At 56.0% G+C, this 13,340-nt stretch carries 8 protein-coding genes and 1 pseudogene; 5 read left to right on the forward strand and 4 right to left on the reverse strand.

What is annotated here, in order from left to right:
• Nucleotides 1-445, forward strand: a pseudogene (locus IDH45_RS34465) (hypothetical protein); the annotation flags it as partial.
• Nucleotides 446-452: 7 nt separating this feature from the next.
• Here IDH45_RS34465 and IDH45_RS31145 read toward each other — a convergent pair.
• Nucleotides 453-1,511: a 2,3-butanediol dehydrogenase gene (locus IDH45_RS31145; protein ID WP_190932058.1), complete on the reverse strand. Its 1,059-nt coding sequence runs from the start codon at nt 1,509-1,511 to the stop codon at nt 453-455.
• A 254-nt stretch (nt 1,512-1,765) separates the two neighbouring features.
• On the opposite strand from IDH45_RS31145, the gene IDH45_RS31150 reads away from it, so the two are divergent.
• Genes IDH45_RS31150 through IDH45_RS31165 form a run of 4 tightly spaced genes read left to right on the forward strand, consistent with a single transcriptional unit; the run spans nt 1,766 to nt 6,036 of the window.
• Complete coding sequence (locus tag IDH45_RS31150; protein ID WP_190932059.1) at nt 1,766-3,370, forward strand: spore germination protein; 1,605 nt, start codon at nt 1,766-1,768, stop codon at nt 3,368-3,370.
• 34 nt (nt 3,371-3,404) lie between these two features.
• The gene (locus IDH45_RS31155) at nt 3,405-4,619 is read left to right on the forward strand and encodes a Ger(x)C family spore germination protein (protein WP_190932060.1); all 1,215 of its coding nucleotides are present in this window, start codon (nt 3,405-3,407) and stop codon (nt 4,617-4,619) included.
• Nucleotides 4,616-4,846 (forward strand): hypothetical protein, encoded by a 231-nt coding sequence (locus IDH45_RS31160; RefSeq protein WP_190932061.1) that lies wholly within the window; start codon nt 4,616-4,618, stop codon nt 4,844-4,846. The genes IDH45_RS31155 and IDH45_RS31160 overlap by 4 nt, the downstream gene beginning before the upstream one ends.
• Before the next feature lie 53 nt (nt 4,847-4,899).
• The gene (locus IDH45_RS31165) at nt 4,900-6,036 is read left to right on the forward strand and encodes a GerAB/ArcD/ProY family transporter (protein WP_190932062.1); all 1,137 of its coding nucleotides are present in this window, start codon (nt 4,900-4,902) and stop codon (nt 6,034-6,036) included.
• Nucleotides 6,037-6,168: 132 nt separating this feature from the next.
• Here the strand turns inward: IDH45_RS31165 and IDH45_RS31170 are convergent, their stop codons facing one another.
• The 3 genes from IDH45_RS31170 to IDH45_RS31180 all read right to left on the reverse strand — a co-directional run bounded on the left by IDH45_RS31170 (nt 6,169) and on the right by IDH45_RS31180 (nt 13,338).
• Entirely contained in the window at nt 6,169-8,634 is a 2,466-nt protein-coding gene (locus IDH45_RS31170) for a hypothetical protein (RefSeq protein WP_190932063.1), read from the reverse strand.
• Between the two features lie 628 nt (nt 8,635-9,262).
• Entirely contained in the window at nt 9,263-12,064 is a 2,802-nt protein-coding gene (locus IDH45_RS31175; RefSeq protein WP_190932064.1) for a GAP1-N2 domain-containing protein, read from the reverse strand.
• On the reverse strand, nt 12,061-13,338 hold the full coding sequence (locus IDH45_RS31180) for a TRAFAC clade GTPase domain-containing protein (RefSeq protein WP_190932065.1): 1,278 nt from the start codon (nt 13,336-13,338) through the stop codon (nt 12,061-12,063). The genes IDH45_RS31175 and IDH45_RS31180 overlap by 4 nt, the downstream gene beginning before the upstream one ends.
• Between the last annotated feature and the right edge of the window lie 2 nt (nt 13,339-13,340).

The following is a 13,340-nucleotide window of genomic DNA, read 5'->3' on the forward strand; positions in this document are numbered from 1 at the left end:
GGGGGTTTTTGGGGTTCTGGGGGTTCTTGGGGTTCTTGGGGTTCTTGGGGTTCTTGGGGTTCTTGGGGTTCTTGGGGTTCTTGGGGTTCTCGGGGTTCTTGGGGTTCTTGGGGTTACTCTGTTTCTTTGGTTTGTTCGGGGTTCCTCAGGGTTCCTCGGGTTGCTCGGGGTTCAGCAGTTTCAGCGGATTTCAGCAATTCCAGCCGTTCCAGCCGTTCCAGCAGTTCCAGCAGTTCCAACTATTTTTTCGCGAATTCCGGATCTGCCCATCATATCTTTTGGGGAACTGATCCCGATGATGAATAAAAAACCAAGAACAAGCTTGCAAAGCTTATTTTTGGTTTTTTTAGTTCCTAGTGGTTGCCGAGTACCCTATCCAAAGTTAGTGACCAGACAAAAAAGCCCCGCTCCTTCACACTTAAGGAGAGGGGCTTTCCGCAAGTAAATCCGCCTTACGGCTGAGGATTCACCAAAATTTTGATTTGACTTTTGTTTTTCGTCAGCGCCTCGAACCCTTCGGTTACGATATCGTCGATGGCGATTTTTTTCGTAACGAGCTCCAGTGCCTGAATTTGTCCGTTCGCGATCAGTTGGATCACTTGCGGGAAAATGTTGCGATACGCGATAATGCTCGTCATCTTCCGTTCCGTCAGAATAAGACCGTTCAGCGGAATGCTGGCCGGCTTCTCCCAAATGCTGATGTTGACAATATTGCCTTCGGAGCGCGTTGATAAAATAGCCGCGTTGATCGTCTGCTCGATCCCCGCAACTTCGTACGCCACGTCAACCCCCAGCCCGCCGGTATGCGAACGGATCGTCTCGACGGTGTCGCATTCCTTCGGGTTGACGATTACGTCCGCGCCTACCTTGCGCGCAAACTCCTGACGCTCCGGAGACACTTCCACGGCGATTATTTGGCTCGCGCCTGCCGCCCGGGCCGCCTGAATCACCAGAAGACCGATCGGACCGGTGCCGAATACGGCTACCGTACCGCCGATCCGCAGATCGCTTTCGCGCACCGCATGTACGGCTACGGCCGCGGGTTCGACCAGCGCCGCCTGCTCCCATGTCATATGATCGGGAATCAGGTGAATCATGCTTGCCGGAACGACGCTATATTCCGCAAAGCCGCCGTAGCCGCCCGACAGTCCGATAAAACCCAGCTTTTCGCAAACGTTATAATGACCTCTTTTGCAAGAAGCGCACTCCCCGCAATGATAGATCGGCTCGATGCATATGCGGTCGCCCGGCTTCACATTCGTGACGCCTTCGCCCACCTCGACGACTTCCCCTGCGAATTCGTGGCCCATCACGACCGGCGCTTTGTCTTTGGAGATCGGATGAGGCTGATCGACCGGAATAAAGATCGGTCCGGCCAAATATTCGTGCAGGTCGGAGCCACATATGCCGCAATACGCCACCTTGATTTTCACTTGTCCTGCTTGTACTTGGGGGACCGGAATATCCTGTACTTGAATGTTGCGAACGCTTTGCCATAGTGCTGCTTTCACAGGTGTACACCTCTCTGGTTGTTTGTTTGGGTTAGATAACCATGGTACTACAGCACTAGTATGCGCGGAAGTGATTTTTCTCACAAAGCTAAGCTGAACAAGCGGGACATGGACACCTGCAGAAAACCGTCCGCTAATCAAGCTGCTTGGCCGATGCCTCTGCCGCGTATCAAAACCGCCTGTTTGGATAAAAATAACGGCGCAAGGCAATCATGCCAACCCCTAACTTGGACTAGCAGGAGGAGAGCCGGTTTATGCGTTTGCTTCACAAGCTCAAACGTCTCTTCCATAAATCGCCCTCCCCGTCCCGCCAGCAAACGGAGCCATCCATGCCCTCCAGCCGTTTGCATCGGAGGCTCCAGCCGAATCTTCGGTATATCCGGCAAGTTCTCGGAAACAGCGGCGACCTGATCATCCGGGAATTTCCGGTCGGACCGGACGCCCGGCTGAACGCCGCGATTTTATATACGGACGGTCTTGTGGACGCGCCTTCGGTACAAAGCTTTATCCTCGAGTCTCTTATGACCGATCTGGACAAGGCGGAGCTGGAGAAAGCGATTCGCACGGGACGTAACATGCTGCACTACTTGAAGGATCATGCGCTTACCGTAAGCGGAATTCAACCGCTGCTTGACTGCGACAAGCTGTTTAACGCTTTATTGTCCGGCAGTGTCATCTTTTTACTGGACGGCTATGACGAAGGCTTTACCATCGATTTGAGCAAGCACGAGCATCGGCAAGTTTCCGAACCGGCCGTAGAATCGGTCGTGCGGGGGCCGCGGGAAGGCTTTACGGAAAATTTGCGAACGAACACGGCGCTTGTCCGCCGGAAGATCAAAGACCGGAATTTATGGATGGAGAACCGGACGATCGGCACCGTGACGCAAACCGAGGTCGCCGTCATGTACATCCGCGGAATCGTGAACGGGCAGATCGTGGAAGAGGTTCGGGCAAGGCTGGACCGGATCGATATCGACGGCATCCTGGAGAGCGGATATATCGAGGAGCTGATTCAGGACGAGACGTTTACGCCTTTTCCGACCATCTACAATACGGAACGGCCTGACGTAATCGCTGCAGAGCTGCTGGAAGGCAAGGTTGCCATCTTCGTCGACGGCACTCCGTTCGTGCTGATCGTCCCCGCCCTGTTCGTCTCGTTTCTTCATTCCGCCGAGGATTACTATCAGCGTGCCGATATTAGCACCTTGCTGCGGATGATCCGGTATGTCGGATTTTTTACCGCCTTGCTCGCCCCGTCGCTGTATATCGCGATTACTACGTTTCATCAGGAGATGCTGCCGACCCAACTGCTGATCAGTCTGGCCGCCCAGCGCGAGGGTATCCCGTTTCCGGCGTTCATCGAAGCGCTGATGATGGAGATTACGTTCGAGATCTTGCGCGAGGCCGGACTGAGGATGCCCCGGGCGATCGGTCAGGCTGTCTCGGTCGTAGGCACGCTGGTCATCGGGCAAGCGGCGGTAGAAGCCGGCATCGTCTCCGCAGCGATGGTTATCGTCGTATCGATAACAGCGATTTCGAGCTTCGTCTTTCCGGCTGTTAATATGTCGATCTCGATTCGGATGCTGCGCTTTCCGCTGATGATTTTGGCCGCTACATTCGGCTTGTTCGGCACGATCTTCGGGCTGCTTGCGCTTGTGCTTCATCTGTGCAGCCTCCGTTCGTTCGGCGTGCCTTACATGTCGCCGTTCGCCCCCTTCCATCTGGAGGAACAAAAAGATACGATATTCAGGCTGCCGCTCTGGATGATGCGCAAACGCCCCCGGTCCATCCGCCCGGGAAACGCCGTCCGGCAGCAACCGGCGCCTGCCCCGAAATCCAGGCCGAAGCCCCAGCATTAAATCGGCGGCGGATGCCGGGAAAGGAGTACCGCGGATGAAGCCTGCTACGATCATAGCCGTATTGTTGACGGTCGTGCTGCTGTCGGTCACGACTGGCTGCTGGAACCGCAAAGAATTGAACGATTTGGCGATTACCGCTGGACTCGGGATCGATTTGACGGATAACGGGGAGTACCGCGTCTCGGCTCAGGTCGTCAAACCCGGCGAAATTACGAAGAGCAAAGGCAGCAGCCTGAGCTCGCCGGTGCTTCTGTACAGCGAAACCGGAAGCACTGTATTTGAAGCGATCCGCAAGATGACGATCTCCAGTCCGCGAAAAATATATTTGGCGCACCTGCGCATACTCGTCATCGGAGAGAAGCTGGCCCGGAAAGGAATCGGAGAAGCGCTGGACCTGGTGTCCAGGGATCAGGAGCTGAGAACCGATTTCTTCATCGTAGTCGCCAAGGGCGGCAAGGCCGAAGATGTGCTGAAGGCGCTGACTCCGCTGGACATCATCCCTTCGGTCAAAATGTTCAATTCCTTGGAAATATCCGAGAAGGTATGGGCCCCTACGGCGAAGGTGACGCTCGACAAGCTGGTTACCGCATTTGCAAGCACAGGCCGGCAGCCGGTTTTAAGCGCGATTCAATTAATAGGCGACAAAGAAATCGGCAACCAAACGGCGAACCTGGAGCGGATCGAGCAGGCGGCCTATCTGAAATATACGGGTCTGGCCGCGCTGAGGGAGGATAAACTGGTCGGCTGGCTAAACGAAAATGAGAGCAAAGGGCTCAATTACATGCTCGGCAATGTGAAAAGCACCGTCGGATTCGTAAATTGCCCGGGCGGCGGGAAAACGGCGATGGAGGTCATCCGGACCAACTCGACATTAAAAGCCCGTATCGTAGACGGAGAGCCAGTCGCGGATGTAGTCGTCAGAATGGAGACCAACGTCGGCGAAGTGATGTGCAAAATCGATTTGACGAAGGAAGAATCGATACTCGACCTGGAGAAACGCTCCAATAAAATGGTCCAGTCGTTCATTGCGGCCGCTCTTCAACAAGCCCAAAAACAGCTGAAGGTCGATATTTTCGGATTTGGCGAAGCCGTTCACCGCGCCGATCCGAAGGTGTGGAGACAGCTGGAGCCGGATTGGGACCGGCATTTCTCGAACATGCAAATCCATGTGAAAGTCATATCCAAAGTACGTCGCGTCGGTACGACGAACAACTCGTTTCTGAACAAGCTGAAGGGGGACCCCGGATGATTGTCGCTTCCATCATCGCTTCCGCCGTCCTGATCGCTTTGCTCGAAGCTCCGGCGTTATGGCGCAAGCAGTCTTGGAAAGAGCTGTGGACTGTCTGCGTTCTGCTGACGGCCGGAGCCTTTTTAAGCGTCGCGCAGGCGCTGCATTTGCCGATTCCGAACCCGGTCGGCTGGATCACTATTATATTCAAGCCGGCCAGCGAGGTTGTAACCCGATTATTATCGTGAGCGCAGAACAGACCTCAGTCCGAATAACGCTGGCACCAAGAAGGGAGGGGCTTATGCCGAACAAAAACGCGATCAGCCTGCGTCAGTTCACCGTGCTTGTCCTGCTTATGACCGTGGGCGACTCCCTCCTCGTTCTGCCGGCTATTCCGGCATCCGAAGCGAAGCATGATGCATGGATATCGGCGCTGGCCGGCCTCGCTTTCAGCTTGCCGATCCTGTGGCTGTTCGGGATCGCGAACCGGCGTTTTCAAGGACTCAGCCTGATCGAATATGTCCATGAACGGCTTGGCCGAACGGTTGGAACAGTGTTGGGACTTCTGTTCCTCCTCTTTCCGCTCACCTGCTCGGCCGTTCAAATCCGCGAAATCGGAGATTTTATGATCACGCATATTTTGCCGGAGACACCGATTCAGGCGATTCATCTGCTGTTTATCGCCGTCATTTTGTTCGGCGCCGCACAAGGCCTCGAGCCGATCGCGCGTACGGCGGAAATATTGTTTCCCTGGTTTCTGCTGCTGTTCACCACATTCGTGTTTTTTCTATTCCCGCAAATCGACTTCAGGAACGTCCAGCCGGTTTTGGGGGAAGGAGTCAAGCCTGTGCTGCGCGGAGCTCTCACAGCTGCTGCGTTTCCTTATTCGGAGCTTGTCATTCTGCTCATGATCGCCCCCTACGTGACCAACCGTGAGAAGGCAGGCAAAAGCCTGTTCGTCGGCGCCGTGCTTGGAGGGTTGGTGCTGATCACGGTCGTCTCGTTATGCATCTGTGTTCTCGGACATTACGTATCCGGCAGCCAGCTGTATCCCACGTATACGCTTGCCAAGAAAATAAGCGTTGGCTTGTTTCTGGAGAGGCTGGAAGCGATTATGGCGATCATGTGGTTTATCAGCGCGTATTTTAAAATTACAATATACGTCTATGCGCTTCATCTGGGGATCGCGCAAACGTTCAAGCTGAACGGCTACAAGCCGCTTCTGCTGCCCGGGGGCATGCTGCTCGTCTCCCTGTCCATCGCCATCTCCCCGAATATCGTCCATTTCCAGACGTTGATCACCCGCTACTGGCCGTATCTCGACTTTTTCTACGCCATTGTGTTTCCATTAGTGGTTATAGGCGCCCATGCGTTGCGGAAAGCCGAAAACAGCGGACCCGGCGGAGCCGCAGGCAAGATGAAGCCGGAAGCCCGGTAGCAGTGCCGTTTAAGAAAAGCCGGACAAGGCGCGCGTAAACCGGAGCTCGATCAAAACGATCGATTATTCGTCCCTCCCCGTTCCGTCCTCATCCGGCGGTGCTGCAATCCGTATTATGGCAAGAGCGCGATCTTAGCGGTCAAATGTGAACACCGATGTGCAAAGCCCCTCTATGCTTACCTCGCGCCGTAAACCGGATGATCCGGTATCGGTTACGGTTAGGGTGCAGTTCGATACGCTGCGGGCTTCATTCGTCACATAAACCCGGGCGCCGGACACCGTCACTGTCAAATGGAATAAATCCGGTAAAGACTCCGGCAGCTCAAGCCGGAAACGGCTCGCGGCGTAGCCGGCATAACTCGCCTCGACCGTTCCGGTGCGAACAATCTGCCCGCCGTTCACATGCTGCGTTCCATCGAACAACTGGACAGTGCGGCCGGCTCGCACGGCTGTTACTTGATACTCCGTCCGTCGTCCGCCAAAGTTGACGAGGATTAGATAGCCCTCCGTCTCCGCTACGATGCAATCGTCCATTCGTGCCGACAAAAGGCGGGTTGCGTTAGCCGACTCGCGGGTCAGCTCGACCGAGGCGTTCGGAAGGGCCAGTACGGCAAATACGGGAAGCTCGGCCGGTCCACCGAAGAGAAGCCCGCTCCTGGCATTCAGCGTCAGAACGTCCTCCACGCCTTTCCACTTCGCATATTGGTGACGATTCCAATACGTAACATTGTCCGAGCCGATTACGACGTATCCGATCTCCCCGTTAACGTTAATGTAAGGGACCGGCCCGAACGATTCAACGATGTCGGGGTCCTGTCCGTAATATCCTTCAAATTGCTTCGTGCTGCCGGGAACGGTCACCGTTTTCGAGCCGTCCGCATAACCGGGAAGCGCGGAGTAACGCTCGTTGCGGATGCCGATCAGGCCCGTCGACAGCCTCTTGATCGTGCAGGGCCGCTGGATGCGAATGCGTTCGGCGTAGAAGCTTCTCCCGTCCGGAAGCGACACGAAGCCGATTCGCTGGAGCAGCTTGCCTCCCTTGCCGCGCTGAAGCTCGGCCACAGCCCCGAAGCCGTCGCTGAACCGGTGCAGATGCTGCTCGTCGCATTCGACCGGCGTCGTCTCATTGTACGCCACATCCGGTTGTTCCCCATCGAACTCAACCTCGCCGATGTAGCTCGAATAAGCGGGCGTGACGCTCCACACCCCGTTCCGCGGCAGGGTGATCGCCATGACGTGATTGCGCCAGCTGAAGGCGGTAAACGATACATCCGTCCGGTGAACGATCGAGCTGCCGTACGGGTAGTAGTGAACTCCGTTGACAGCCTCGCTTAAGTCCCTCTCTCCCGACGGCTCCGTCCCCGCTCCGCCGAAACGGTGCAGCAAGTACGCGATCAGCACACTATGCGCGCAACCAAATTCCATCTCCTTGGCCGTCTGATGGCCTTCGGTCACGATGCAGGCTTCCCCGTTCTGCTCCAGTAGGCAGCCTCTCGTATTGCTGATCTGCAGCTTTTCGACGAATTCAAGCGCCGAACGTTCCAGGGCGGCGGCGTCCGGGTTGCCGTGCAGGACATGGATAAACGCATGGCACATCATCGAAGCGTGATGAAGGTTGTACCACCAGTCCTGCCCTTGGATCGGCACCGGGATTCCGTCCGTATAGCTCCACAGCTTGATCGTCCGCTCGTACATCGGCACGTTGCCCACGGTCAACTGCTCGGGGACCGGACTTCCCGCCATCATTTCCAACAGCGCATACAACCCGCGCAGCGAGATCCCCGCCATCATATAGGAAGGATGGACGAATGCATGGTTTTCCGTCGTATAGTCCGGATGAAACGTAACCGTGGACACTCCTCCGGTCCGCTTCACGTTATCGCCCGGTGTCGTCACCGAATTGCGCGCCCAGCGAAGCGCCGCTTGTCTCCACTCTCCGCCGCGCGGATGGTTGGGCAGCAGGGCGGCGGCGGCGCCGATTCCCGACGACGTCCAGCCGTTCTCCTCGCATTGCGTGTCGAAGTAGACGCCGGTGCCGGGTTTCATCGCGCTGTAGCGGTCGGCGTAATATTCCAGCACCGACTCCATGAGCCGCTTCGTTTCCTCGTCCAGCTCGTCGTGAAGGAGCCAGGCTGCGCAAGCCATCGCGTGTACGACCGTCCCGGTCTGGCTCGCCCGGAAGAATGGATCTCCCCTTCCTCCCCACTTTTTCCGGCTGCAATGCGGATTCGGCCCTTCTACTCGGACACATTCCTCCGGACCCGTATCATGCGTAAAGCTTAAATAACGGATGGCCCGGATCGCTTTGCTTCGCACCTCCTGCTGCGGCATGCCGGTAACCGCTTCGTCGTATTCGGGCATCGTGCCGACCGCCGCGAATACCGCCGCCGTGTAAGCGCTCTCGATCCCGTACCAGTAAGAGCCACCGAAGAAATGTCCGCAATTTTCCCGGTCCGGCCAATCGGCGTATTGTTCGTTGGCATACCGGGTCCACTTCAGCAGCACTCGGGACAACCGGCGCGTATATTCGTTCTCCCCCGCCCTTCCCCAATCGATCGGCGTCCACGCCGCCCGCGATGCGGTTTCCTCATTCGGCATGATCTCATCTCCCATCCCAACTCTTTTCGCAGCCGTGAAAAGCCATCAGGCACATTGCTGTATTTTACTTATTTGCGTATATATACGTTCGTTCCGCCAAAACGAAGTCCTTCCGGGGTTGGAATTAAATTTGAACGGCATGCCGTCTGGCAGTTATAAGGCAACGCCTGCCTGTGCGGGGAGCGGCTCGACGTGTGCGAAGGATTTTTTACGATAGGCACCTCACATTACGGCCAAAATCGTCGGTTTTGCATTCATTCGGAAATGTGTTAGCCTGCCACAACTTGGAGATAAGAGTCTTTGGTATGTTCTATATTCGGCATATTGGAGTAACGGGGACGAATATAGGCGGTTTGCACCCTTATATCAACACTTTAATGCTTTAGTAAAGCCGAACATTTCATTCCTTGATGATAAAAAAACGGCTTGAGCAACGAATGCCCAAGCAGTCTATTCTGTAACAACGCCACGGTCCGAATTGTGCGAGAAGTACCAGCGGATTACGTCTACCGCATTACGCCCCGGCGCAAAAATCATGTACCGCCTGCCAATCTACCATCGCCAGCTGCAGAGGTACGTTAGCTGCATTCGACCGGAAACGGCGGAAGCCAGTTAAGACGAAAACCGGTTAAGGCCTGCCGGTACCGGTACTTGCCCCGGTGCCAGTTGTGCCCGTACCTGTTGCACCTGCTCCGGTTCCGCCGCCGCCACCTGCGCCTGTTGATCCCGTTCCCGTTCCCGTTCCCGTCCCCGTGTTGCTGCCGGTTCCGGATCCCGCGCCGGTGCCGGCGTCAGCTCCACCATTGCTTCCGGTACCGGAGCCGCTGCCGTTGCTTCCGGTGCCGCTGCCGTTGCCGATTGGCGGCTGGCCGCTCAGCGGCGGCACGATGGTCGTGCCTCCCGGCGAAGTGCCGCTGCCGGACGGCGTTCCGCTTCCGGGCTGGCTGCCCGGCGAAGTGCCTGTTGACGCGCCGGTACCCGACTCTGTCCCGGGAGCGGGAGGGCCAAGCAGCGGATCGTTCTGCCCGGTGTCTCCGCCCGGCACCTGCTGCACCGGCTGGACGGGCTGGAACCACGTCTGGTACCCGACGATTCCGATCGTCACCAGCACGGCCACTCCAGCGAATATGCTTCCGAATTGAATGAGCATTTTCCGGTTCCCCTTCATGAACCGGATGAGCGGATTCGCCTGCGCCAGCCGGATATCAGCCAGCACTTTCCGCATGGAGGCGTTCGGGATACTTTTCAGCTTCAGCCAGACGTTTTTCTTATTCAATGCTCCGCGGTCCGACCTGAGAAAATATCCGCGAAGCGCCGCTTCGTATTCCTTCGTCATCGCCATGTTCGGAAGGTGAAAATAAGCGTATCCGGCCGACCAGTGGATAAAATCATTAATCTCATCGGCGTGGTCCGCCTCCTGCCGGATGTACGCAAGCATCTGCATAAAGGCAAAGGAGCATTCGCCCGGCTCCAGCCCGTTCTCATAGAAGGCGTACGCGATCTTCTCGTAGTTTTCCGGGCGGGCCCGTCCCTTCAACACTCGCTGCAGCAGCGCTTGAAGCTGATCGAGCTCCTTGGGCATAAGCCGGCTCAGCACCATATAGCTCTCGGCTTCCTTCGAATTGACGTTGCGCAGCAAATAGGAAGCGCATTGCAGCGTATGGAATACGGCCTGATCTCTCGGACCCAGACTTTCGGTCAACACGTGAGAATGATTGCCCAGCATATATTTCATGCTTTCCAGCTGCTGCAGCGTGACTTGGTCCAGATCGATCTTGCCGATAATCGTTTTCTGCGCGTGCACGTCCAGATCGTTATAAAAACGCTGCAGCCGCTTCGTGTTGCCGGTATCACTTTTGTACAGCATATCCAAAAACACGTTCAGACTGCCGCCCGACGCGATTCGTTCGCGGTCTTTCTCAAGCAGCTCCTTCGTTCTGCGCATCAGCTGTTCCTGGAAATAAGCGGAGCCGACCGCATCTTCGATATGTTTGAGCCAAAACGAGATTTCTTCCTGCAAAGCCTGCATCGTGCCCGCCTGCTGAATCCGGTCGAGCATATACGCCTGCAGCACAGGCGCGAACTGCTCGGTGGCGAGCATTTTATGGGCAACGGCCTGAAACAACTCCTCGTGCTTGAGGACGGCGTCGAATACCCGGTTCGGATAACCGCTGTCTTCATGGAAGTTCCAGCCGTTATAGAGCAGCTTGATCAGCGAAAACACCAGGTTTTCCTTTAAGCCGCCGATCCGGTAATAGTCGATCATCGCTTCCACGTAACCGAGCGACAAGATATGGCCTTTGCCGAACAGCGAGATTTCCCGTTCCGCCAGCTGCCAGAACAGCTCGTCCAGCCGCGGCTTGCTCTCGACATTCCGATCGTTCAGATAGGTCAGGATGCTAGTAACGATCGATTCCTTCTTCGATTCATAAATATCTTCGCCGCCCTGCTCGATCTGGTACAGCACGTTCAACTGATGATAGGCCGGCAGCGATGCCGCCGTCTGAGCGTCCACGTCTTGAAGCGCTTCTTCGGCGAAATCGAAAAAAGCTTCCAGCTCCGCAGGCTGCCCCCGGTACGCCCAGGCAAAATCCAGATAAGGCATCTCCGCCCCGGGAGGCTCCGTATTGACGAACCTGCGATTCGGAAAATCGAACAAGTAATCCTTGTCGATCTGGCGGTCGCCGCTGCGGATGCTGCCTTTCTCCACTACCATCACATCGATATACTTCTTGCCCTGCGGCTCGTGCGAATAAGTCGTAAAGCCGAACTTGCGGCGCATTCCATACGGCAGGCAATGATACAAAAGCTCAAGCAGCTGATTCGCATACAGCGAACTTTCGGTGACGTCTACGTCCAGCGCGATGTACACCTTTTTGTTGCTGGAGATGGACATGCATACCGACCAGAGCAGCTGTTTAAACAACGCTTCGTCGATTCCGAGCCGGTCCAGCATCTGCTGCTGGCCCGTTACGTAGGATTGCTTGTCGTACTCCAGCTCGTCCAGCTCGGGGAGCTCCTTGATTTCTTCGTTATATTTGCTGGCAAAGCTGGTGATCCGGAAAATCGAGTTCGGCAGCCGGTACACCGACTCGGCCAGCTCCTGCGGGACGATGTAATGGTGCAGAAACACGGTATCCCGCTGCCCGGTAAAATCCGCCCCCGCAAATACGCCCCGTCCGATGACGAGTTCCCCGGTTTCCGCCGTAAATACGGTCAGCGATTCGGGATACTTCGACACGTCCTCTTCGCCCCGCTGCCGCAGCTCCTGCGGAGCATGATACAGGCAAAACGGATGAAGCGTCTTCTTAATGAAGTTGTTGTCTAGAGAGGGGGATTTGGCCACCGTATCGAGCCCTTCGTTCGTCCGGAACACGCCTGACCGGCCGCGCGTATAGTATTGCTGCTGGATTTTCCCGCTCTGGCTCAACTGCCTTCGCCCCCTTCTCTCCCCTCGATATAATTCAGCTTGTAGAGCAGCCATACGAAAGGTTCGTCAACGCGCCACGGATTCACGACCCCGGTAATTTTCCGGTCCACCGGGTTGGACCCGAGCGCCGATACGGCAAAGTAGGCGGTATCTGTAAAGTAGACGTCCAGCGCGTCTTTGAACGGCCGGTCGACCTTCTCCAGAAACCGGCGTATTTCGCCGTTAATGTTTTCAAATTCGGTCATATTCAAATGCTGCCGATGAACGACGTCGCGGAATACGTTGCTGTTCGAGCGGATGTACTCCCCGTCTTCCTCCTTCAGATGCTGCAGCATATCGCTTTTGGTCAAAACAACGGCGGTCGGGATGTCGGTCTTGGCTTTGTCCTGATGCCCGATAAAATTTTCAAACATCGTAATAGCGACCTCACGCGGCTCGTCGTAACGGCTTGCGAATTCGCCGGCCTGATTGCCGACGTTCAGCAGCAGCCTGTCGCGGATCGTTTTAATTTGCAGCGGGTCGACCATGAACAGGATGCCCGACGAGTTTTTGATATGGGCCGCGTACAGGTCGAGCAAATCGCGGTCGGTCATAATCTCGCCGGCGACATCAAAGAAGACGAGCGTAAGCGGAGCTACGTCTTCCCCTTTGAAGACGAACTGGAAAATAAACGGCTCCTGCTTCTCTTCCTTCTGGGTCATTTCCAGCATCGTGCCCCGTTCGAATATCGGCTCCTCGTAGTTTTGCCGGAACCGGCGGCTGATCTCGGCGTTAAGCGGGATGCAGGCCGCATTGAAATTCGAGGCGGTGGCGTGCTGCAGCGTATGAATGAGCGAGGTCATGTATACCGACTTGCCGACCTGGGAAGCGCCGACGATCGAGATGATGTTGCTGGCGACTTTCCCCGACGTGATCGGAAGCTCGTTATGACAATGGGGGCACAGCCGCTTCCGGGTTACCCGGCCGTAACGGTCGTTTACGCCGACCAGCACTTTGCCGGAATAAATTTTGGATTCGTCCGGGATGGAGATCGGATCGATAACCGCTTCGATCTCATCGATCGGCGACAGATTGAACCGCCCGCGGTATTTGTTCAACGCTTCGTCTTCCTGCAGCGCGTAATCCTGATCGTCCTCTACGTGGTGCGCCGCCCGGAACACTACGGCATCGGGATTAAATTTGCTGAAGCAAAACGGGCATACGATCGGATAAAACTCGGGTTTTACTTTCTCCGGCGGCTTCTTCTCAAACATTCCTTTCAAAAACTGCAGCATGC

The sequence above is a fragment of the Paenibacillus oceani genome (assembly GCF_014705615.1).
Taxonomy (GTDB): Bacteria; Bacillota; Bacilli; order Paenibacillales; family NBRC-103111; genus Paenibacillus_AB; species Paenibacillus_AB oceani.

Coding starts and splice junctions, on each gene's coding strand:
- IDH45_RS31160 (WP_190932061.1), top strand. CDS start 4,616: ATGATTGTCGCTTCCATCATCGCTTCCGCCGTCCTGATCGCTTTGCTC.
- IDH45_RS31180 (WP_190932065.1), bottom strand. CDS start 13,338: ATGCTGCAGTTTTTGAAAGGAATGTTTGAGAAGAAGCCGCCGGAGAAA.
- IDH45_RS31170 (WP_190932063.1), bottom strand. CDS start 8,634: ATGCCGAATGAGGAAACCGCATCGCGGGCGGCGTGGACGCCGATCGAT.
- IDH45_RS31150 (WP_190932059.1), top strand. CDS start 1,766: ATGCGTTTGCTTCACAAGCTCAAACGTCTCTTCCATAAATCGCCCTCC.
- IDH45_RS31165 (WP_190932062.1), top strand. CDS start 4,900: ATGCCGAACAAAAACGCGATCAGCCTGCGTCAGTTCACCGTGCTTGTC.
- IDH45_RS31155 (WP_190932060.1), top strand. CDS start 3,405: ATGAAGCCTGCTACGATCATAGCCGTATTGTTGACGGTCGTGCTGCTG.